The sequence below is a fragment of the Noviherbaspirillum phoenicis genome, from assembly GCF_047237965.1.
Taxonomy (GTDB): Bacteria; Pseudomonadota; Gammaproteobacteria; order Burkholderiales; family Burkholderiaceae_D; genus Noviherbaspirillum_A.
In genome coordinates, this window is record NZ_JBDFLX010000001.1 from 2,232,497 (window position 1) to 2,255,169 (window position 22,673).

Below are 22,673 nucleotides of genomic sequence, written 5' to 3' on the forward strand. Positions count from 1 at the left end.
GCCAAACCGGTCAGAATCTCGTGCTCGTTTGGTGATATAGCTCAGTTGGTTAGAGCACAGCACTCATAATGCTGGGGTCGGTGGTTCAAGTCCACCTATCACCACCAGAAATACCAAGGCCGCTGATTCGCAAGGATCAGCGGCCTTTCTGTTTCGGCACAGCGAAAAGCCGTGCCTGGCGGACGCGGCCGTCCGTCAAAACGCCAAATGCATCCTCGCCGAGGCCACCGACACCGGCCCCCTGTCACGGTTGTAGCCGGGGTTGATGATGCGCTGGTAATCCAGGCTGAGCCAGGCGCTTCTGGCCAGGCGCAGGCTGTAATAGATCTCGCCGATGCGCTCGCGGCCATAGTTCAGCGCGCCGTCGCCCAGGAAGGCGCCGAGGCCGCCGGCGGCCAGGTAGCGCTGGTGGGCCGGACTCAGGCCATTGAATGCCACCGCCATTCCCAGCGTGTCGTCCGCGCGCGACCATGCGCGTCCCTTGATCGATACGCCGGTCGACAGCGACTGGTCGATCTCGGTGAAGGCATAGGTCTCGGTGCGGCCGTCATGCCTGCTTGCGCGGGCGAAGATGCCAATGTCGTCCCACACTTCCTGCTCGAACGCCAATGCCACGCCGCGCTTGGATTGCTCGCGCCGCACCGCGGACAGGTCGGGGATGGCGCCGGCGGCGCTGGCGATGGCGTCGTCGAAAGCGCCCATGCGAGCATGGTTGCGGAACAGCAGCAAGCGCGTTTGCCCCGGCCGGCCAGCCAGCTGGTGCGCATGCTCGATCTCGATCTGGTCGCCGTAGTGGCGTCCGATGCGCCTGTCCAGCGCCAGGCCGTTGGACTGGGCAGGCTGCATGAAACGGCCGGCCCGGAATGCCCAGTCGTCCCGGTAGTACTCCAGCGCGGCGCCCCAGGAATAACCGCGCGCATCGGCGGCGAAATCGTAGGCGCCATGGGTCAGGAAGACCCAGTTCATGAACTGGGTGCGGGCGTCGTGCGCATAGCTGCTGGGGTCGAATACGTCGGTGACGGCCAGGTTGCCGGCGGTGAGCACCAGGCGTTCCTGCTTCGTTGTCATGGCGAACTGGTTGGCCTCGCCTTCCACCGGCAGGTCCTCGCCGCCCAGTGCCCAGGTCTTGCGCAGGAAAAGTCGCGACCGGTACAGGGTCGGATTCGGGCCGCTGACCTTCTGCTGCTCGCCGTTGGGAAAGCCGCCAAAGCCGTGCAGGCCGGAAAACGCCACGCCCTGCACCAGCTCGGGGTTGAACCAGATTTCCAGATCGGATGCCGGGCGCCAGCCAAGATAGGCGGTGCTGCTGAAGGTATAGGCTTTTTCCCTGCCGGGCAGCAGGCTGTTGGGACCGCTGTAGGCTGCCCTGAACGAGGGCTTCTGCTGCCAGATATAGGTGGCCTGAAAGCGGGCATCCCAGCGCTTGTCCTGCTCTGCTTGCTGGTCCGCTTGCTGGTCCGGTTTCTGATCCGCCTGCTGGGCGTGGACGGTGCAGGCGCCGAAACTCAATGCCAGGGCGGCCACGGTCCTGGCCAGGTGCCGTTTGCGTTTCGCAGGCGTCTTGCCACGATGTTGCTCACAAAATTTCTGCCGATTCATGTTCGCACTGCGCTCCTGCCCCATCGGCAAACGCCATGCCGGGCTGTTCGTGATTCTTCTTCCCCCGGCACAGGCTGGCGCATGTCATTGCATGGCCGGACCCTGCGCATCCGCCGGGCTCTGGCCGGCAGCGGTTGTTCCCCTGGGCTTGCGGAATGCGTACCAGGGCAATGCCTTCCTGAGCGCCGCCACCTCCCCGCTGGACTGCGCATTGTATCCCGGCATGTTGGCGATCGCTTCGAGCCACTGCTGCTGCCGCAGCAGTTCGCGCAGGCGCATCACGGCCGGCGTGTCCAGCGTCTCCTTCAGGCAGGCGAAGTAGTATTGCTCGCGGCCGAGCGGAATGAACTCCAGCCCGAACTGCGCCGCGGCGGCCTCGATGCCGATGCCGACATCGGCCGCGCCGCTGGCCACCGCGGCGGCGACGGCAAGATGGGTGGTCTCGGTATTGTCGTAGCCGATGACCGAGCCGCTGTCTATGCCTTCGCGCGCCAGCATCTGGTCGATTTCCAGCCGGGTGCCCGATCCAGGCTGGCGGTTGATGAAGCGCACGCCGGCGCGCTTGAGGTCGGCCAGCCCGGCAATGCGCCCGGGATTGCCGGCGGCCACCATCATGCCCTGCCGGCGCGTCAGGAAATTGATCAGCTTGTGCTTGCCGGGCTTGAGCAGCTTCTTGAAGGCTTTCTGGGTCAGGCTGCCGGGCGCGCGGTCTTCGCTGACATGAAAGCCGGCCAGCAGGCATTCGCCGCGCGACATCGCTTCGATCGACTCCATGCTCGGGCAGAAGTGCAGGTTCAGGTGCAGCCTGGCTTCGCGCTCGGTGTACTGCTTCAGCCGCGACAGCGCCAGGTCATGGCTGGCATGCAGCGACAGCACATGCACTTCCGGGTCGAAGGCCAGCGCGAATTCCCGTTCCATGCCGGCGCGCAGGTTTTCCAGTTCCGGCAGCGCCCGCGCCTTGGCGCGCTGCTCGGCAAACAGCAGTTTTTCGCCGAAGCCGGACAGGCGCGCGCCCCGGCCCTGGTTCCACACCACCAGTTCGGAGCCGAGCTGGCTCTCCCATTTGCGCAATGCGCCCCAGACATGCCGGTACGACAGCTTCAGCCGCTGCGCGGCCTGCGCCACCGAGCCGGTCTGGTGGATGGCGGCCAGCATGTCGAACAGCGGGTTGTCGAGCTGGGTCTGGGTGCTGGTTTCCTGCACCAGGGTGTAGGCCATTTTTATGCGTAACATAGGAAAACCCGTTCATATTGAGAGCTTAATTTTCGATGCGTAACATAGCACGGTGCCCGAAAGCGGCGATCACCTCAGGGGAAAAACGTGCAGAACATGAAACGACGCGTACTGGTTTTTGCAATGGCGGCAACGGTGGCAGCGGCGGCGCTGCCGGCAATGGGCCAGGAAGTGATCCGGCTCTCCACCACCACCAGCACCGAGAACTCCGGCCTGCTGCAATACCTGCTGCCCGCCTTTGAAACCAAGACCGGCAAGCGGGTGCATGTGATCTCGGTTGGCACCGGCAAGGCGCTGGAAATGGCCAGGAACGGCGATGTGGACGTGACGCTGGTGCATGCCCGCCCGTCCGAAGACAAGTTCGTCGCCGAAGGGCATGGCGTGAACCGGCGCGACGTGATGTACAACGACTTCATCCTGGTCGGCCCGCCCGCCGACCCGGCCGGCATCAGGGGCAGCAAGGATGTGCTCAAGGCCATGAAGAAAATCGCCGACAGCAAGGTGAAATTCATTTCCCGCGGCGACAACTCCGGCACCGACCAGATGGAAAAGGCCTACTGGAAGGAAGCCGGCGCCAAGCCCGAAGGCAGCGCCTATGTATCAGCCGGCCTGGGCATGGGCGAAGTGCTGAACATGGCGGCGGAAATGCAGGCCTATACCCTGACCGACCGCGCCACCTATGGCGCCTACAAGGCCAAGACCGGCCTTGCCGTCGAAGTGGAAGGCGACCCGAAGATGTTCAATCCGTACGGGATCATCGCAGTCAACCCGGCACGCCACCCGGCGGTGAACTACAAAGGCGCAATGCAGCTGATCGAATGGATCACGTCCGCCGAAGGACAGGCCAGCATCGCCAGCTTCAAGGTGGATGGCCAGCAGCTGTTCTTCCCTTCGGCAAAACACTGAGACCTTCACGACGTTGGCCGGCCAGAATGCCCTTTTGGCCGGCGCCTGCATTCCCGCTGCATCGCTGATCGACGACCATTCCCCTCTTTTCGTGCGAAGTTGCTTACACCGCGCACACATAATTTCCTAAAAGAAAAATAATTTGCCATCCGGAACCGGAAATAGTTACCATGCATCCCCTTGCTGTTGACATGGGATAGCGGCTCCCCTGCTCCCAGGCGATCTTGCATTTCATGCAACGCAGGCGACAGCAAATCGATGCGGGCGCCGCACTTGAAGGCGTCGGCAGAGCCGCATCAGCAGAAAAGGCAGTGGAAATCGTGTCAGTCCTGAAGAGAAACAATGTCCACATCCTCGGCAGCGGGCCAAAAGCCATGGTCTTCGCCCATGGCTACGGATGCGACCAGAATGTGTGGCGTTTCATCGCGCCCGCCCTTTCGGCGCAATACCGCACCGTGCTGTTCGACCATGTGGGCGCCGGCAAGTCCGACCTCGCGCAGTACAGTGCCCGGCGTTACAGCTCGCTGCAGGCCTATGCGGACGACCTGCTCCAGATCCTCGAAGCACTCGATGTCGAGCAGGCAATCTATGTCGGGCATTCGGTAAGCGCCATGATCGGCATCCTCGCAGCAATCCGCGCGCCGGAACGGTTCGACCGCCTGGTGCTGGTCGGTCCCTCGCCCTGCTACCTCAATGACGGCGACTACATCGGCGGCTTCACGCCGGCAGACATCGATGAACTGCTGGAAGTGCTGAGCGCAAATTACCTCGGCTGGTCCTCCAGCATGGCGCCGTTGATCATGAACCAGCCCAACCGGCCGGAACTGGCGGACGAGCTCTACAACAGCTTCTGCCGCACCGACCCGGAAGTGGCCAGGCAGTTCGCGCGCGTCACCTTTCTGAGCGATAACCGGGCCGACTTGCCGCTGCTGACCCGGCCTGCACTGATACTGCAATGCGCCGACGATGCGATTGCGCCGCCTACAGTGGGCGACTACATGCATCGCCATATGCCGCAAAGCACGCTGATCCGGATGGAGGCGGCAGGCCACTGCCCGCACATGTCCGCGCCGCAGGAAACCATCGCTGCGATCCGTTCCTTCGTATGAAAGCCGCTGACGCCTCAGCTCAGGCAGGCAACTGCCAGCCCGGTCCCGTGCTGCCGGAAGACAGCGTCGAGGAAATCTACGAGCAAGCCTCGTGCGGCTACCTGTCCACCGGCCCGGATGGCAGGATCATCAAGGTCAACCAGACCTTCCTCGACAGCACCGGCTACGCCCGCGACGAAGTGCTGGGCAGGAAGCGCTTCGAAGACTTCCTGACGCCGGCCGCGCGCATCTTTTTCCAGAGCCAGTCGTGGCCCTTGCTGCATCTGCAGGGCCGCATTGACGAGGTGGCTTACCAGATCGTCACCCGCAACGGCGAGCGGCTGCCGGCGCTGGTCAATATCCGGCAAAAGAATGACGGGCAGGGCCGCGCGCTGGTGCGGCGCATTACCGTGTTCAACGCCACCGACCGCTGGCGCTACGAACAGGAACTGCTCAAGGCGCGCCAGTCCTCCGAACAGTCCAGCCAGCAGTTCGAGGCGCTGAACCAGCAGCTGATGGACACGAATGCCGCGCTGCATGCGCAAGGCGAACGGCTGCGGGTCATCCTGAATTCGATCGCCGACGGCGTGATCGCCACCGACGTGGCCGGCCAGGTCACCTATCTCAACCCGGTGGCGGAAGCCATTACCGGCCGCAGCCGCAGCGAGGCCAGGGGCAAGCTGCTGGCCGACGTGCTGCCGATAGGCGAGGCGCAGGCAGCGGCGCTGCTGGCATCGGCCACCGGGCCGGCGCCAGGCCAGCCCGGCCACCGGGTGGCCCGGCTGCATCGTCCCGCGGGCGGAATCGCCCATGTGACGCTGTCGGCGCAGTCGATGCGCGATGCGGCCGGTGAACTGGTGGGCGCCGTGATTGCGATCCGGGACGTCACCGAAGCGCAGGAAATGCAGGCCCGGCTGCATTTCCAGGCCACCCATGACGCGCTGACCGGCCTGACCAACCGCAGCGAGTTCGAGCGCAGGCTGACAACCCTGCTGGCGGCGCCGGCCAGGAGCTGCGACATGCTGCTCTACCTGGACCTCGACCAGTTCAAGATCGTCAACGATACCTGCGGCCATGCCGCGGGCGACGAGCTGTTGCGCCAGGTGGCCACCATCATGCAGGGCGACCTGCGCGACAACGATACCCTGGCCCGCCTGGGCGGCGACGAGTTCGGCGTGATTCTGCGCCGCGCCACGCCCGAACAGGGAATGGCGGTGGCGCAGCGGCTGCGTGAGACCGTGTCGGACTTTCATTTCGTCTGGTGCGACAAGCTGTTTCCCATCGGTGCGAGCATCGGCGCGGTGCTGCTTGCGCCGGGACGGATGTCGATCACCGACGCGCTGCGGGTGGCGGACGCGGCCTGCTACATCGCCAAGGAAAGGGGCCGCAACCGCATCCACCTGTCGACGGCCGACGACCAGGCGATCCGGCAGCGCGAAGGCGAGATGAACTGGGTTGGCCACATCCACGAGGCGCTGCGCGAACAGCGCTTCGTGCTCTACACCCAGCGCCTGCAGGGCCTGGGGCCGGACAATGCCGCGGAAGACCATCGTGAAGTGCTGGTGCGCATGGTCGACCGCGACGGCGCCCTGATTGCGCCGGCCGCCTTCATCCCCGCGGCGGAACGCTACGGCCTGATGCCGCAGATCGACCGCTGGATCGTCGGCACCGTGCTGGCGCATGCCGCCGCGAACGCAACGACCTATGCGATCAACCTGTCCGGCGCCACCGTCTGCGACGAGACCTTTCTGGCATTCGTGCAGCAGAGCTTCCGCGACCATGGCACCGATCCCCGCCGGATCTGCTTCGAAATCACCGAGACGGCAGCCATCGCCAACCTGCGCCAGGCAACCGCGCTGATCCGGGAACTGAAGGTGATGGGCTGCCGGTTCTCGCTGGACGACTTCGGCAGCGGCATGTCGTCCTTCGCCTACCTGAAGCACCTGCCGGTGGACTACCTGAAGATCGACGGCAGCTTCGTCAAGGACATGCTGGACGATCCGGTCGACCGCGCGATGGTGGAATCGATCAACCATATCGGCCATGTAATGAAGCTGCGGACCGTGGCCGAGTTCGTCGAGAACGACGCGGTGCTCGATGCGCTGCGGGAAATCGGCGTAGATTATGCGCAGGGTTACGGCGTGCAGAAGCCGGTGCCGATGGGCACCCGCAGCCGGCAGGCCGTGGCCTGAGGCGGCCGGCGCCTGGCGCCACCATCCCACATTCCTTTCCTTACAAGGAGTCATGCGATGAAACACATGATCGCCAGCATTCTGCTCGTGGCGAGCCACGCGATGGCCGCCGACAGTCCCGCACCTCCGGCGGGCCTGGGCGCCACGGCGATTTTCGCCGGCGGCTGCTTCTGGTGCGTCGAAGCGGATTTTGAAAAGCTGCCCGGCGTGATAGCCGCCGAATCCGGCTACACCGGCGGCGCGGAAAAGAACCCGACCTATCAGCAGGTCAGCGCCGGCCGTACCGGCCATGCCGAGGCGGTGCGGGTCCGTTACGATCCGGCGCAGATCAGTTATGCGCAACTGCTGACGCACTTCTGGCGCAATATCGACCCGACCGTGAAGAACAGGCAGTTCTGCGACAGCGGCGCACAGTACCGCACCGCCATCTACTACCAGGACCCGGCGCAGCGCGAAGCGGCGCTGGCCAGCAAGGCGGCGCTGGAAAAGGAAAAACGCTTTGCACGGATAGAGACGGAAGTGACGGCAGCCGGCGCGTTTTACCCGGCCGAGCAATATCACCAGGACTATTACAAGAAGAATCCGGTGCGCTACAAGTTCTACCGCTACAACTGCGGCCGCGATGCACGGCTCAGGGAGTTATGGGGCGAGCCGCACTAGAGGGGGTTTACCTGGCGCAAGCGCTGGCCGGGCGCTTCCAGCCCCATGCCGATATTCATGACGGGCGCTATCGCGCCACCCAGCCGCCGCACACCGGAAACACCTGCCCCACGAAGCACGCCGCCGCGTCGCTGCACAGGAAGGCGGCAAACAGCGCATCCTCGCGCGGCGACACCAGCCGGCCCAGCGGCACTTCACGGCGCAGCCGTTCCTGGAATGCCGGCAGCGCCTGCACCTCGGGCGGAAAGTAAGTCGGGTTGTCGACGAAGTTCTGGGCGATCGCATTGACCTGCACATTGTGCGGCGCCACCTCCACGCCCACCGCCTGTATATAGGACAGCTGCGCGCCGCGGGCGGCGCTGTAGCTGGAGGTGCGCTTCATGCCGCGCAGGGCCGAGGCGCTGCCCATCAGCAGGATCCTGCCGGCGCGGCGGGCAATCATCGCCGGCAGCGCGCCGCGCACCAGCCGCGCCATCGGGTCCACCATGTGGCCGAATACATGCGCCCATTCCTCGTCGGTGGCGTCGGTGACGCTGGAAGTCGGCGCCGGCACCGCCAGGTTCAGCAGCAGCACATCGATCTCGCCGGCCTCGGCCAACGCCGCGGCCGAAGCCTCGGGCAGCCACAGCGACCGGGTGTCGGCCACCACCTGCGCGCCGAGTTCGGCGAACACCTCGCACAACGTCGGTCCCATGAAGGCGTCGGCCTGGGTAATCAGCACCCGCTTGCCGGACAGGTCAGGCATGGTCATAAGGCATTTCCTTTTCAGGTCAGCAGAACATCAGCGCCAGCATGGCGGCATCGTCCACCACCATCATGGTCAGCGTGATGGACCAGCACATCAGGTGTGCGCGGAGGTTTGCCAGTGAAAGTACATGCATGTCGGGCGGTGATCGGTTTTTGCTGTCGCAGTGTAGCAAAACCGTGATCGGTACAGGGACACGGAAACCGCTTGAAACGCGCAGAAAAAAATGCCCGCCAGAATGGGCGGGCTGAAAACAACATTGGAGGAGACTACAAGTCAATCACGGCGGCCAACCGGAAAACTTGATGCATCTGCACAAAATTATTTCTTCATAGAAATTTTAGCAAGCGCACCGCGCACTTCGAATTCCACCTTGTCCAATACCCTGCCCTGCCGGTCGAGCAGTTCCAGGCGATGCCGGCCTGGCCACGGCGCCCATGCATGGCCGTCGCGCCCATCGGCAAGCGGCTTGCCGTCCATGCGCCAGCGCGGCTGCGCCGTGCCCTGCGCCGAGAGCCGGATGCGCTGGCGCGCCGGCGGAATGTCCGGATCGAGCGCCACCACCATGCCCGGGGTCGGATAGCGGATCGCCGGCGCCAGCGCATCCGGTTCGACGGCGACGATCAGCGCCTGCCCGGTGCCGGGAAGGAAATACTCGGTGCGGGCCGCTTCCTCGCCGTGGCCGTAGCGGATCTCGCGCGCGGCAACGCCGGCCGGCCGGGCCGGCGCGGCGGCCGGCGCGCCGGCATGCAGGTAATGCATGATGTCCTGCCAGACCGGGGCCGCGCCGGTCACGCCGGAAACATTCCACATCGGCTCGCCCGAGGCATTACCGACCCAGACGCCCACCGTGTAGCGCGCCGAATAGCCGATGCACCAGTTGTCGCGCATGTCCTTGGAGGTGCCAGTCTTGACCGCGCTCCAGAAACGGGTGGACAGCGGGCTGTCCAGGCCAAAGGTGCGGGCGCGGGCGCTGTTGTCGGACAGGATGTCGCCAATGATCCAGGCGGTGCTGCCGTCCATGACCTGCGTAGCCGGCGCCGCCGGCGCGCCCAGCACGGTGCGCACCGGCTGGCTGCGCCCGCCGGCGGCCAGCGCCCGGTAGGCGTTGGTCAGCGCCAGCAGGCTGACGTCGGCGCTGCCCAGCGCCAGGCTGTAGCCATAGAAGTCGCCCGATTCCGGCAGCTTCACGCCCAGCGCCTGCAGCCGCTGGAACAGGCGCTCGGGCGTGACCATCACCAGCGTGCGCACGGCAGGAATGTTGAGCGAGGACGCCAGCGCGGTGCGCAGGCTGACCGCGCCCTTGTATTGCTGGTCGTAGTTCTGCGGCATGTACAGGCCGGACGCGGTGGCGAGGTTCAGCGGGCTGTCGTCCAGCAGCGAGGCCGCCGTCAGCCGGCGCTCTTCCAGCGCCAGGCCGTACACGAAAGGCTTCAGGGTGGAGCCGGCCTGGCGCGCCGCCAGCACCGCATCGACCTCGCGCGCGTCCGACAGCGCGCCGCTGGAGCCGACCCAGGCCAGCACCTCGCCGCTGGCATTGTCCAGCACCAGCACGGCGCTATCCTCGATATTGCGGCCGTCGAGCGCGGCCAGGTGCCGCTGCAGCACGTCGCGCGCATGGCGCTGCAGGCTGGCGTCCAGCGTGCTGGCGACCTGTCCGCCGGCCGCCTTCACCAGGCGCCGGCCGAGATGCGGCGCCAGCTGCGGCGCGCTGGCAACGGCGCGGTCGGGTCCGGCCAGGCGCGCCAGCCGCAGCTGCGTGAGCCCTTCCAGCCCCTGGCACAGCGCCGGCGCGCCCTGCTCGGTGACGATGGCGCAGGCGCGGCGCGCCACCAGCGCGGCGCTGGCATTGGGGCCGCGGATCAGCGCCACCGCCAGCGCCGACTCGACCTGGTCCAGCCCTTCCGGATGCTTGCCGAACATGACCCGCGCCAGCGCATGCACGCCGACCAGCTCGCCGCGGAAATTGACCAGGTTCAGATAGGCTTCCAGGATCTGGTCCTTGCGCCAGGTGCGCTCGAGCGCCTTGGCGGTCAGGGCCTGTTCCAGCTTCTGGCCGCCGCTGCGGGGCGCCGCACCGCGCCGCAGGTTTTCGTCGAGCAGGCCGGCCAGCTGCATCGTGATGGTGGAGGCGCCCCGGGTGCGGCTGTGCCAGACGCTGCCCCAGGCCGCGGCGGCCACCGCATTCCAGTCGACCCCGGCATGCTGGTAGAAACGCTTGTCCTCGGAAGCGATCAGGGCGCCGCGCATGGCCGGCGAGACGTCGGCCAGCGACACCCAGGCCAGGCGGCGTGCGCTGGCATCGATGCGCACCTGCTGCAGCGGCGCGCCGTGCCGGTCGAGCAGCAGCGCGTCCGACGGCCGGAAGCCGGCGCGCACCGCGTCATAGCCTGGCACTGCCTGGACGGCGGATGCCGCGCACAGCAGCAGCATGGGCAGCCAGCGCCGCATCACTTCACCTCCAGCGGCGCATTCGGCGCCAGGCCATGCATTTCCGGCGCATACATCGCTTCCACCCGGGTGGGCGGCAGCTGGAAGCGGCCGGGGTTGTTCAGGCGCACCGTGTAGCTGATGGTGCTCACGCCCTTGGGCAGGTAGCTGTAGTAGGCGCGGAAGCTGTCGAAGCTGCGCTCCTCAAAAGCTAGCCAGCCACCGGACGGCTGGGCATTGCCGGCGCTGGCAATGGCCGAGTCGCGCCCTAGGCCCGAGCCCAGGATGGTGGCGCCGGCCGGCACCGGGTCGGCCAGCACCACCTGGCTCATGTCGGCCTGGGCATCGACTTCCACCGTAATGCGCATCACGTCGCCGCGGCTGATTGCGCCCTCGGTCTGCCGCTCCACCATCTCGGTCTTGCGGGTGATCCGGTAGCCGCTGGAGAACGGCGCCTTCAGCGGCACCGCGGCCAAGCTCTGCAGCGTGACCCAGGGCTTGCCCGCGCCCTGCTGGGTCAGGGTGACGGCGTCGTCAGGCCGGGGCGGCGCCGCCTTCCACGGCAGTTCGATCTTGCCGGCGCCGCCGCTCCAGGCATGGCTGGCCGTCCGTTCGGCGCCGCCCTGGCGCAGCAGCGCGCGGGTGGCGCCGGCCGGCGCTTCGGCCTCGAACCGGGCCGAGAACTTGCGCAGCGCAAGCACGCCCCAGGCATTGGCGGTGGTGGTGTCCCAGTGGCCGCGCTGCTGGCGGCCGATGGCGCCGGTCAAGAGGCGCGGCAGGTCCTCGCGCCAGGCGGCATCGTCCAGCGAAGCCAGCACCATGCGCACCGCGTTGGCGTCGGCGCCGGCCATCTGCCACCACCAGTGGTCGCTGGCCTCGGTGGAAAAGCCCATGCGGCTGCCCTGGAAGTTAAGGCGTGCGCGCAATTCCTGCTGCGCATCCTGTAGCCGGCGCGCATGGTTGGGCAGGCCGGGCGTGCGGCGCAGGATGGCGATCCAGTCCAGCAGCGCCGAGGTCGGCCACAGGCCGGGCTGGACCTGGATCGCGTCCAGCCCGCGCGCCGGCATGCGGCCATAGCGCGACATCGCTTCCAGCGCCGCCAGCCGCCGCACGTCGCCATCCTTGCGCGGCGCCCAGTCGCGGCTGTCGATGCGGCCTTCGACATAGGCCTGCAGGCCCAGCAGCATGCGTTCCCTGCTCTGCTCCGGCAGCGCCAGGCCGGCTTCATGGCTGATCGCCAGCAGGTAGCTGGTCAGCGCGGTGCTGCCATGGGCATCGGCGCTGGAGGACGGGTAATAGCGGGCCAGGCCGTCGGTATCGAGATACAGCGGCAGTTCGGCCATCAGGCGCTGCCAGGCCGCCTGGTCGTCCAGGCCGATCGCGCGCGAGGTCTTCTGCTCCAGGCAGGAATACGGATATTCGCGGAAATAGCGCCGCAGGCCGTCGGCCGCGCCGGCCAGGCTGGGCGAGAGCGACACCGCGATGCCGCCGCGCCCCGGCAGCGCGTCGGCCGCCTGGGCCAGCGCGATGGTGCGACTGCCGTCCAGCTGGAACAGGCTGGCCTGCTGCACCGTGACCGGCACCGCCGGCGCCAGCCTTTGCTCGACCTTCAGCGCGTCGGCGGCGCGCACGCCGCCGCTTTCCTGCGCCTTCAATTCCCATGTCACCCGCTCGCCATCCGCCGGCGCCGTTACCTCCCAGCGCAGTTCCTGGGCCTGGCCGGCCGCCAGCGTCAGCCTGCGCGGCGCGGCATCGAGCGCCCGGCCGTCGACCAGCGCACTGACCGACAGCTCCATGCCGCGCTCGGCGCCGTTGCGCACGGTGGCCATCGCGCTATAGCGGTCGCCCTGGCGCACGAGCGGCGGCAGGCCGGCGATCAGCTGCACGTCCTGGGTGCTGCGGATGCTGGTCTGGCCGTAGCCGAACAGCGCAGCGCCGCTGGTGGCCACCGCGACGATGCGAAACGAGGACAGCGCATCGTTGAGCGGCACCTCGACCACGGCGCTGCCCTGCCCGTCCAGCCGCAGCGCCGGCCGCCACAGCAGCAGGGTGTCGGTCAGCTCGCGGGTGGCGGCGCGGCCGCCGCCACCGCCGGCCGGCATGGCCTTGCGGCCGAAATGGCGCTTGCCCACCACCTGCATCTGGGCGGTCGCCGTCTGCACGCCATAGCCGCGCCGCTGCAGCATGGCCGGCAACAGGTCCCAGCTGTCGTTGGACTGCAGTTCCAGCAGCGCCTCGTCCACCGCCGCCACGGCCACCTCGGCGCCGGCCGCCGGCCGGCCATCCGGCAGCGTGGCCCTGATCGTCACCTGCGCCTTGCCGCGCACCGGATAGGCCGACTGCGCCGCATCGACCTTCACCTCCAGCTTGTGGCCGGCGGTGCCCACCGCGATCTCGGCAATGCCGAAGCGGAAGGCCGGCTTGGCCAGGTCCACCATCGGCCCCGGCGCCTTCCAGGTGCGGAAGTCGGCCAGCCAGCTGCGCGGCTCGCGCCAGCCCCAGGTGAAGAAGGAATACCACGGCACCTCGCGCAGCCGGCCGCGCACCGCCAGCACCGACACATAGACATTCGGCGCATGGGCTGCCGTCACCGGCACCCGGATCACCGGGTCGCGGCCGTTGAGCTGCACCACCCGGGTTTCCAGCACGCCCTCGCGCTCGATGGCCACCAGCGCGGTGGCCTGGCGAAACGGCATGCGCGTCTGGAACACGGCGGTTTCGCCGGGCTGGTACTGCTTGCGCTCCGGCAGCAGGTCCATCCGGTCCTGGTTGCCGGCGCCGAACCAGACATCGTCGGCGCCGCTGACCCAGACCGTGGTCGATGCCCGCGCATGCCGGCCCTTGTCGTCGCTGGCCTGCGCGGTCAGTTCGACCTCGCCGGCCTCGCCCAGGTCGGCCTCGCAGACGAACAAACCGCGGGCATCCGACTTGCCGCTGCACAGCCGGCCGAGTTCCTTGCTGACGGTGTCGTTTTCATAGGCGTAGAAACCGCCGACCATGCGCTTGCGATGGGCATTGCGGCTATGGCGCACGCCGCTGATTTCCATCGCCACATTGGCGCGCGGCCGGCCGTCCAGGTCCAGCGCGAGCGCGGTCAGCCGGCTGCGCCTGCCAGCCGAAGCCCAGTGTTCCATCCTGATGCCGGCCACCACCGCCGCCGGCCACAGCGGCACGACCTGCGACACCGTCTGGATTTCGCCGTTGGGGTCGGCAAAGCGCATTTCCGCCAGCAGCTCGGATGCACCGGTGACGGCCGGCAGCTCGCGCACCGCGGTGCTGGCAATGCCGTTGCGGTCGAGCCGGATGGCAAGCTTGTCGGCGACGATCTTCTGTTCTTCCTCGTTCTCGGCGTTCCTGCCGGAGAAGCGGAATTCATCGTAGCCGGCAAAGGACGGCGTGCGATTGCGCATCAGCGCGGTCAGCTGCACCGGCAAGCCGGCCGCGCCGCCGCCGTTGAGGTAGTTCAGCTGCACCGTGAGCGGCACTTCCTTCGGCGCCACCTGCGGCGACTTCGGCGGCGCGATGCGGCCCTGCAGCACCGGCAGCCGGAATTCCTCGACCCGGAAGCTGCCGCTCGGGTAGCGGCGGCCGTGTCCGTCGTCGGCATCGGCATCGCCATCGGCATCGCCATCGGCATCGCCATCGGCATTGTCGCCGCCAGCCTTGACCGGGCCGCGGTCGAGCATCACGTCGTAGCGGCCCAGCCTGGCCTGCGCCGGGATGGCGAAACTGGTCTCGGCGCTGCCTTCGCCGCGCCAGGCCAGCGGAAAACGGAATTCCTGGCCGCTGCCCTGGTGCATGATGCGCACCCGGTTAGGCAAGTCGCCCGCCGGCGGCAGCGACAGGCCCTTGCCGGTTTCCACCCGCATCAGATGCTTCATCGACACCGTCTGGCCGGCGCGGAACAGGGTGCGGTCGAACACGGTATGGGCGCGCCTGGTGGCCACCGTAGCAGTGTCGACCGGCAGATTGAAACGGAACGGCTCGATGCCGTCATTCCAGGAGGTCAGCGCAAAGGCCATGTCGGGCTTGCCGCGGGCATCAGGGGCGCGGGCGCTGACGAACAGGCCGTCGACCAGCCGCTTGTCCCAGCGTTCGCTGCCGCATTGCGCGTCGAGCTGCCGGGACACCGTCGCCACGCCGTCGGCGCCGGTCCTGCCGCGCCACAGTTCCTTGCCGAAGCAATCGGAAATGCGCACATCGGCGTCGGGCACCGGCTTGCCTGAGTCGAGCGTGGTGACCCAGACCGCGCCATTCTCGCGGCCCACCTTCACATGCACGGCCAGGTTAGTCACCAGCGCGCTGGTGCGCACATACATCGGCGCCGGCTTGTCCAGCAGCGCCGTACCCAGCCGGGTCGAAGCCAGCTCCATCACATAGAAACCCGCGCCCGGCATCGGGATGCCGAGCACTTCGAACGGGCGCTGTGCGCCGCCATCGACATGCGGCCCGGGCAGCGGCGTCTTGCGCGCGCCTGGCTCCTTGTCCAGCAAGGCTAGGCTGCGTGTCTCCACGTTTTTACCGCCAACCGCAACCGAACTTTCATGGTAACGGTTCAGGCGCTTCATCCAGGCCATGATGGCGACGTCGCCTTCCACCTTCAGGCTGGCCAGCATGGGCGCGGCGGCGGCCTCGATGCCGCGCACCGTCACCGGCACCGCCGGCGCGTCGTCCAGCTCGATGATGCCGAACGGCGCGGCGGCGAACTTGGCCAGCGGCGGATAGGCCGCCATGGTCAGGTGCATCGGGAACAGGTTGGCATTGGCCAGAGGCCGGCCGGCATCGTCGACCAGCCGGTGCGGCAGTTCCAGCACCAGCCGGCCGTTTTCCGGGAAGGTGGGCTTGAAAGTGAGCATCGTCACCATGTCGGCGCCTTCATCGCCTTCGATGACCGGCGTGTATTTCCTGCTGCTGCCGCCCAGTGCGATTTTCTGCGCCATTTCGCGCTTGATCGGCGCGCTGAAGGACAGGGTCAGCGGCGACAGCGGCATGCAGCCGGCGCGGGCGTTTTCCCGTTCGCAGGAAAAGCTGGCGGTGAATGTCTTGCGTACCTTGTAGTCGAAGTGCTGCGGCTCGCTGGTGGCCATGCCGCTGGGCGTGGCCACGCCCTTGTCCCAGACCAGGCGCACCGCCGCATCGTTGGGCAGGCGCTGCGCGCATTGCAGCGCGGTGATGCGCTCGGGCGGCGTTTTCTGCGCGAACCGTTTGATCAGCGCCTCGCGCACCGGCCCCGTCACCAGCTTCACCGGAATGCGTTCCTGTATGCCCTCCGCCTCGCAATGGACATGGGCAAGCAGGCTGGCCTCGGTGGCCTGGCCGTTCTGCACGGTCAGGAATACCTGCTCCTCTTCCACCGGCATCCACTCTTGCGGCACGATGCGCTGCACCACCGGGCCGCCGATGTCGAACTGGAAGCTGGTCGCGCCCCGTACCGGCGTGCCGGATAGCAGCCTGAAGTCCTTATTCAATAGAAAGCGGCAGCTGACGCCTGCCGGCAGGTCGCGCTCGAAGTCATACACCCAGTTGCGCTCGTCGGCCCAGCGGCCGCTGCCGGCTTCGCTGCACCGGATGTCGAACGGCGCCGGCGCGCGCGGATCGCCGGCCTTCACCGCCGGCTCGGAAAACGTGGCCCGCACCTGGCGCGCCTTGCTGACCGTGCCCTGCGGCGAAAACTGGCTGATGGTTCCTGCCTGAGCCAGCACGGCCCAGGCCAGCAAGGCCACGCCGCACAGCCGACTGCGCTTACCCATATGCACTCCCTGTTGTTATTAAAGGCACAAAGCGACCCGAGTAAATTGCACCCGTTCCGGCGGCGCAGCCTCCCCGATTACGATAAACTCCTGATTTTTCATGATTTCGGATCCTGTTCATGGGCGCTAAACGCATCCTTTCGACCCTGGCAATCGGCGCGATGCTGGCCGCCAGCCTGCCCGCGCAGGCGCTGGAACGGCTGTTCCCGCCCAACTTCAAGCGCGGCACGCTATCCAATGTCGATTTCCCCAGCGTCAGCGTGAATGGCAGCCAGCGCAAGCTGGCGCCGGGCGCATGGATCAGGAACGAAAACAACATGATCGATATGCCGGTAACGCTGCGCGGTCGCGAGTTCACCGTGAACTACACCGAAAACCCGCAGGGCGACATCGACCGGGTATGGATCCTAACCCCGGCCGAAGCCAGCGCGCCGCTGCCCAAACAGTCTCAGCAATAACATTCCATGCAAAAGAAAGTATTCATCAAGACCTTCGGCTGCCAGATGAACGAGTACGACTCGGACAAGATGGCGGACGTGCTCAACGCTTCGGAAGGCTATGTCAAGACCGACACGCCGGACGATGCCGACATCATCCTCTTCAATACCTGCTCCGTGCGTGAAAAGGCGCAGGAAAAGGTATTTTCCGACCTTGGCCGGGTGCGCGAGCTCAAGCGGGCAAACCCGGATCTCGTGATCGGCGTGGGCGGCTGCGTGGCCTCGCAGGAAGGCGAGGCCATCATCAAGCGCGCGCCCTATGTCGACCTGGTGTTCGGCCCGCAGACCCTGCACCGCCTGCCCGACATGCTGCACAAGCGGCGCGACAGCGGCCGCTCGCAAGTGGACATTTCCTTTCCCGAGATCGAGAAGTTCGACCACCTGCCGCCGGCGCGGGTGGAAGGCCCGACCGCCTTCGTCTCCATCATGGAAGGCTGCAGCAAGTACTGCAGCTATTGCGTGGTGCCCTATACCCGCGGCGAGGAAGTGTCGCGCCGCTTCGACGACGTGCTGGCCGAAGTGGCCGGCCTGGAAGCCCAGGGCGTGAAGGAAATCACGCTGCTGGGGCAGAACGTCAATGCCTACCGCGGCGAAATGGCCGACGGCGAGATCGCCGACTTCGCGCTCCTGATCGAATACATCGCAGAACTCGACGGCATCGAGCGCATCCGCTACGTCACCAGCCATCCCAAGGAATTTACCCAGCGCCTGATCGACGCCTATGCCCGCGTGCCCAAGCTGGTCAATCACCTTTACCTGCCGGCCCAGCACGGCGCCGACAAGATCCTGGCGGCAATGAAGCGCGGCTATACCGCGCTGGAATACAAGTCCATCATCCGCCGCCTGCGCGAAGTGCGGCCCGACATTGCGATCTCCTCCGACTTCATCGTCGGCTTTCCGGGCGAGACCGATGCCGACTTCGAGGCCATGATGAAGCTCATCAGCGACGTCGGCTACGACAACAGCTTTTCCTTCATTTTCAGCCCGCGCCCCGGCACGCCGGCCGCCAACCTGGCCGACGACACGCCGCACGAAGTCAAGCTGGCCCGCCTGCAGCGACTGCAGGCGGCGATTGCCGACAACACCCGGCGCTACAGCGACCGCATGGTGGGCAGCGTGCAGCGCATCCTGGTCGAAGGTCCTTCCAAGAAGGACCCGCAGCAGCTGCAGGGACGCACGGAAAACAACCGTGTTGTCAATTTTGAAGGTAATGCGGAACTGATCGGCCAGATGGTCGATCTTCGTATTACCGAGTCCTTTGCCTATTCGCTGCGCGGCGAACTGATATCCGATTGAAACCCTTTCTCACAGACAAGAAGCACACCCCCGACTTGAAGAACAAACCCCTGCAACCCATGCATTTCGAGCCCCAGCCGGTAGACAACAACCGGCTGGCCCACCTGTGCGGTCCGATGGATGAAAACCTGCGCCAGATCTCCGCGGCGCTGGACGTCACGCTGTTCCGGCGCGGCGAAAAATTCATCGTCTCCGGCGCCAACGCCGAGCGCGCGGTCGACATCCTGCAAAAGTTCTATGCGCTGGCCGACCGGCCGGTGTCGGTGGAAGACGTGCAGCTGGCGCTGGTGGAACAGCGCGCCACCCTGGCGCAGGCGGTCGAGAAGCCGGCGATCCTGGCCAGGAAGACCGAGATCGATGAACAGCAGCCGCCGGTGGAGATGCCGGTGCTGAAAACCCGGCGCAACGACCTGCGCGGGCGCACGCCGCACCAGAACCATTACCTGAAGGCCATCCTGGAGCACGACGTCACCTTCGGCATCGGCCCGGCCGGCACCGGCAAGACCTACCTGGCGGTGGCCTGCGCGGTCGATGCGCTGGAACGCGACGCGGTCAAGCGCATCGTGCTGACCCGCCCGGCGGTGGAAGCCGGCGAACGGCTGGGTTTCCTGCCCGGCGACCTGGCGCAGAAGGTCGACCCCTACCTGCGCCCGCTGTACGACGCGCTGTACGACCTGATGGGCTTCGACCGGGTGCAGAAGATGTTCGAGAAGCAGGCCATCGAGATCGCGCCGCTGGCCTACATGCGCGGCCGCACGCTCAACCATGCCTTCATCATTCTGGACGAGGCGCAGAACACCACGCCCGAGCAGATGAAGATGTTCCTCACCCGCATCGGCTTCGGCAGCAAGTCGGTGGTGACCGGCGACGTGACGCAGATCGACCTGCAGCGCAACCAGAAATCCGGCCTGGTCGACGCGATGAATGTACTGAAGGACGTGCGCGGCATTGCCTTCACCCACTTCACCAGCGCCGACGTGGTGCGCCATCCGCTGGTGGCGCGCATCGTGGACGCCTATGAATTGGCCAGCGAAGTCAGCGCGGCCACAGCCAGCTTCAAAGATGCCCTCAAAAAATAAGCTGACACTGTCCCTGCAGTTTGCCGACCCGCGCGCCCGCGAGCAGTTGAACCGCTCCGACGTGCGGCGCTGGGCGCAGGCCGCGCTGTTCGCGCCGGCCGAACTCACCATCCGCTTCGTCGATGCCGAGGAAGGCCGCACCCTGAACCGCGACTACCGCGGCAAGGACTACGCCACCAACGTGCTGACCTTCGCCTATACCGAGGATGAAAACGCGCCGGTCACCGAGGCCGACATCATTCTCTGCACCGACGTGCTGGAACGGGAAGCGGCCGAACAGGGCCTTGAAATCGGCGCCCATGCCGCCCATCTGATCGTTCACGGCGTGCTGCATGCCCAGGGCTACGACCATGAGGACGAGGTGGAAGCGGCCGAAATGGAAGCCCTGGAAACCGAGATCCTGGCCACGCTGGGCATTGCCAATCCCTATGCCGAACGCTGAACGCCGAGTCGCCATGGCGCAAGTGCGCATCCGGTTTTCGTGGCCTCCCTGTCAACTGTTGTATCCTATCTCCCTTTAAAACGACGGCATTACGCCACTATGCAAGACTATCCCAGTAGCGTTAAGAATCCTGACGCCAAACCCCACCGGTCACTGCTGGAACGCCTGACCGCCCTGATTTCCCCCGAACCAGAAAACCGCGCAGAACTGCTGGAAATTCTGCACGACGCCCATGAGCGCAACCTGATCGACGCCGATGCGCTGTCGATGATCGAAGGCGTGTTCCAGGTTTCCGACCTGTCCGCCCGCGACATCATGGTGCCGCGCTCCCAGGTCGACATGGTCGACATCAGCAAGCCGATCGAGGAATGGATGCCGCTGGTGCTGGAAACCGCGCATTCCCGCTTTCCCGCCGTCGATGGCGAGCGCGACAAGGTGATCGGCATCCTGCTGGCCAAGGACCTGCTGCGCTATTACGCGGAAGAATCGTTCGACGTGCGCGGCATGCTGCGTCCGGCGGTGTTCATTCCCGAATCGAAGCGCCTGAACGTGCTGCTGCGCGACTTCCGCGCCAACCGCAACCACATGGCGGTGGTGGTCGACGAATACGGCGGCGTGGCTGGCCTGATCACCATCGAGGACGTGCTGGAGCAGATCGTCGGCGACATCGAGGATGAATACGATTTCGACGAGGAAGAGGACAATATCCTCGCCTTAAAGGACGGCCCCCTGGGCCCGCGCTGGCGGGTCAAGGCGCTGACCGAGATCGAGCAGTTCAACGACAGCATCGGCACCCATTTCAACGACGACGGCGTCGACACCATAGGCGGCCTGGTGGCCGGCCACCTGGGCCGCATGCCGCGCAAGGGCGAAGCCTTCGACCTGGCCGGCCTGCGCTTCGAGGTCTTGCGGGCCGACGCCCGCCAGGTGCATGTGCTGCTGGTGGAAAAACTCCCGCCCGCGCCGCCTCCCCAGGACGAAGACAATCTCTGAACCGAAGCGGCCGCAAGCCGCCTCATCCCGGCGCCGCCCGCCTCTTCCGGGGCGGCAGCGCCGGGCTGCCTGACATCAACCAATAACAAGACGCGGATGCCTTCCGATTCCCTTTCCCCCGCACTTTCACGCTGGGCGCCGCTGTGGGCGCTGCTGGCCGGCGCCTTTGCCGTATTGTCCTTTGCGCCGCTGTCATGGTGGCCGCTGCAGATCGTCAGCCTGGCGCTGCTGCTGTGGCTGGCGCTGGGCCAGAACCGCCCGCGCCGCAGCGCCCTGATCGGCTGGTGCTTCAGCCTCGGCTGGATGGTGGCCGGCACCCACTGGCTGTACATCAGCATGCACGACTATGGCGGCATGCCGGCGCCGATCGCGGCCGCGGCCGTGCTGCTGCTGTCGGCGGCGATGGCGTTGTATGCAGCCATGGCCATGGCGGCCGGCACCTGGCTGCGGCTGCGCTGCGCGCTGTCGCCGGCAACCACCCTGCTGCTGGTCTATCCGCCGCTGTGGGCGCTGGGCGAATGGTTGCGCAACTGGGTCGCCACCGGCTTTCCGTGGATCGTGTCCGGCTATGCCCATGTCAACAGCCCGCTGGCCGGCTATGCGCCGGTGCTGGGCGTCTACGGCATCGGCTGGCTGGCGGTGCTGCTGGCCGGCTGCCTGGTGCTGGCGTTCGGCCCGCGCCGCAAGCTGGCATGGACGCTGGGCGTCGCGGTGATGGCGCTGGGCCTGGCGCTGAACCAGCTGGCCTGGACCGAAAACAATGGCGGGCCGATCTCGGTGCGCCTGCTGCAGGGCAATGTGCCGCAGGAAATGAAGTTCAATCCGGAACGCACCAATGACACCCTGGCGCTGTACCACGAGATGCTGACCGAGGCCCGCGCCGACCTGATCGCCACGCCGGAGACCGCGCTGCCGCTGATGGCGCATGCGCTGCCGCCGGACTACCTGGAACTGCTGTCCTCCTTTGCTCGCCAGTCAAAGAGCAATCTGCTGGTCGGCGTGCCGGTCAGCGACCATCCCGGCGCCTATGCCAACAGCCTGCTCGGCTTCAATGCCGCCGGCGCGCCCCAGCCCTACCGCTACGACAAGCACCACCTGGTGCCGTTCGGCGAATTCATCCCGCCGGGCTTCCGCTGGTTCGTCGAGCTGATGAACATTCCGCTGGGCGACTTCACCCGCGGCGCGCCGGTGCAGGCGCCGTTCGAGGCGGCCGGCCAGTGGGTGTTGCCCAATATCTGCTATGAAGACCTGTTCGGCGAAGAGATTGCCGACCAGATCGCCGCCAGCTATTTTTCCGGCCAGCCGCAGGCCACCATAATGCTCAACGTGTCCAATATCGCCTGGTTCGGCGATTCCATCGCGCTGCCGCAGCATCTGCAGATCTCGCAGATGCGCGCGCTGGAAATGCGTCGGCCCATGCTGCGCGCCACCAATACCGGCGCCACCGCCGTGGTGGATGCGCGCGGCCGGGTGCAGGCGCAGCTGGCGCCCTTCACCTTCGGCGTGCTGAGCGCGCAGGTGCAGGGCATGCGCGGCTGGACGCCCTACATCCTGTTCGGCAATACGCTGGTGCTGACAGCGGCGCTGCTGGTGCTGGGGGGAGTATGGTATGGCGCGCGGAAGCGCCGCAGGGAAGGCGCAGCAGCCGTGGCGTGAAAGTGCGGTGCGACGCGGCGGAATGCCCCTGTGGTGTATTCCGCCCTACGACTGGCATGGCGCAAGGATGGCGCCATGCCGGCGGCCTGAAAGCGCTGGCTTTTCAA

At 66.5% G+C, this 22,673-nt stretch carries 15 protein-coding genes and 1 tRNA gene; 11 read left to right on the forward strand and 5 right to left on the reverse strand.

What is annotated here, in order from left to right; genetic code table 11:
- The first annotated feature begins 30 nt into the window (after positions 1-30).
- Positions 31-107: transfer RNA gene (locus ABC383_RS10115), tRNA-Met, on the forward strand.
- Between the two features lie 88 nt (positions 108-195).
- Here the strand turns inward: ABC383_RS10115 and ABC383_RS10120 are convergent.
- Positions 196-1,524, reverse strand: coding sequence for a carbohydrate porin (locus tag ABC383_RS10120; protein WP_413013641.1), 1,329 nt, complete (start codon positions 1,522-1,524; stop codon positions 196-198).
- Positions 1,525-1,683: 159 nt separating this feature from the next.
- Positions 1,684-2,832 (reverse strand): substrate-binding domain-containing protein, encoded by a 1,149-nt coding sequence (locus tag ABC383_RS10125; RefSeq protein ID WP_413013643.1) that lies wholly within the window; start codon positions 2,830-2,832, stop codon positions 1,684-1,686.
- 96 nt (positions 2,833-2,928) lie between these two features.
- Between ABC383_RS10125 and ABC383_RS10130 the strand changes: the two genes are divergently transcribed.
- The 4 genes from ABC383_RS10130 (at position 2,929) to msrA (ending at position 7,678) form a co-directional block, all read left to right on the forward strand.
- Positions 2,929-3,738, forward strand: a complete 810-nt coding sequence (locus ABC383_RS10130; protein WP_413013645.1) for an ABC transporter substrate-binding protein — start codon at positions 2,929-2,931, stop codon at positions 3,736-3,738.
- A 320-nt stretch (positions 3,739-4,058) separates the two neighbouring features.
- On the forward strand, positions 4,059-4,847 hold the full coding sequence (locus ABC383_RS10135; protein ID WP_413016292.1) for an alpha/beta fold hydrolase: 789 nt from the start codon (positions 4,059-4,061) through the stop codon (positions 4,845-4,847).
- Positions 4,844-7,018 (forward strand): bifunctional diguanylate cyclase/phosphodiesterase, encoded by a 2,175-nt coding sequence (locus tag ABC383_RS10140; RefSeq protein ID WP_413013647.1) that lies wholly within the window; start codon positions 4,844-4,846, stop codon positions 7,016-7,018. Before ABC383_RS10135 ends, ABC383_RS10140 begins: the two co-directional genes overlap by 4 nt.
- 57 nt (positions 7,019-7,075) lie before the next feature.
- Positions 7,076-7,678 carry a peptide-methionine (S)-S-oxide reductase MsrA gene (gene msrA / locus ABC383_RS10145; RefSeq protein WP_413013648.1) on the forward strand — a complete coding sequence of 201 codons (603 nt, stop codon included), beginning with the start codon at positions 7,076-7,078 and terminating at the stop codon, positions 7,676-7,678.
- A gap of 67 nt (positions 7,679-7,745) precedes the next feature.
- Here msrA and ABC383_RS10150 read toward each other — a convergent pair whose 3' ends face one another.
- The 3 genes from ABC383_RS10150 to ABC383_RS10160 all read right to left on the reverse strand — a co-directional run bounded on the left by ABC383_RS10150 (position 7,746) and on the right by ABC383_RS10160 (position 16,603).
- Entirely contained in the window at positions 7,746-8,429 is a 684-nt protein-coding gene (locus ABC383_RS10150) for an SDR family NAD(P)-dependent oxidoreductase (protein WP_413013649.1), read from the reverse strand.
- A gap of 315 nt (positions 8,430-8,744) precedes the next feature.
- Entirely contained in the window at positions 8,745-10,874 is a 2,130-nt protein-coding gene (gene pbpC / locus ABC383_RS10155) for a penicillin-binding protein 1C (RefSeq protein WP_413013651.1), read from the reverse strand.
- Complete coding sequence (locus tag ABC383_RS10160; RefSeq protein WP_413013653.1) at positions 10,874-16,603, reverse strand: alpha-2-macroglobulin family protein; 5,730 nt, start codon at positions 16,601-16,603, stop codon at positions 10,874-10,876. Before ABC383_RS10160 ends, pbpC begins: the two co-directional genes overlap by 1 nt.
- Positions 16,604-16,722: 119 nt before the next feature.
- Between ABC383_RS10160 and ABC383_RS10165 the strand changes: the two genes are divergently transcribed.
- The 6 genes from ABC383_RS10165 to lnt all read left to right on the forward strand — a co-directional run bounded on the left by ABC383_RS10165 (position 16,723) and on the right by lnt (position 22,566).
- Complete coding sequence (locus tag ABC383_RS10165; protein ID WP_413013655.1) at positions 16,723-17,061, forward strand: hypothetical protein; 339 nt, start codon at positions 16,723-16,725, stop codon at positions 17,059-17,061.
- Between the two features lie 6 nt (positions 17,062-17,067).
- Positions 17,068-18,396 (forward strand): tRNA (N6-isopentenyl adenosine(37)-C2)-methylthiotransferase MiaB, encoded by a 1,329-nt coding sequence (gene miaB / locus ABC383_RS10170; protein WP_413013657.1) that lies wholly within the window; start codon positions 17,068-17,070, stop codon positions 18,394-18,396.
- Between the two features lie 35 nt (positions 18,397-18,431).
- A complete protein-coding gene (locus ABC383_RS10175) occupies positions 18,432-19,475 on the forward strand; it encodes a PhoH family protein (protein ID WP_413013659.1) in 1,044 nt (347 codons plus the stop codon).
- On the forward strand, positions 19,459-19,917 hold the full coding sequence (ybeY, locus tag ABC383_RS10180) for an rRNA maturation RNase YbeY (protein ID WP_413013661.1): 459 nt from the start codon (positions 19,459-19,461) through the stop codon (positions 19,915-19,917). The genes ABC383_RS10175 and ybeY overlap by 17 nt, the downstream gene beginning before the upstream one ends.
- Before the next feature lie 99 nt (positions 19,918-20,016).
- The gene (locus tag ABC383_RS10185; RefSeq protein ID WP_413013663.1) at positions 20,017-20,910 is read left to right on the forward strand and encodes a CorC family transporter; all 894 of its coding nucleotides are present in this window, start codon (positions 20,017-20,019) and stop codon (positions 20,908-20,910) included.
- A gap of 96 nt (positions 20,911-21,006) precedes the next feature.
- Complete coding sequence (lnt, locus tag ABC383_RS10190; RefSeq protein WP_413013665.1) at positions 21,007-22,566, forward strand: apolipoprotein N-acyltransferase; 1,560 nt, start codon at positions 21,007-21,009, stop codon at positions 22,564-22,566.
- The last annotated feature ends 107 nt before the right edge of the window (positions 22,567-22,673 follow it).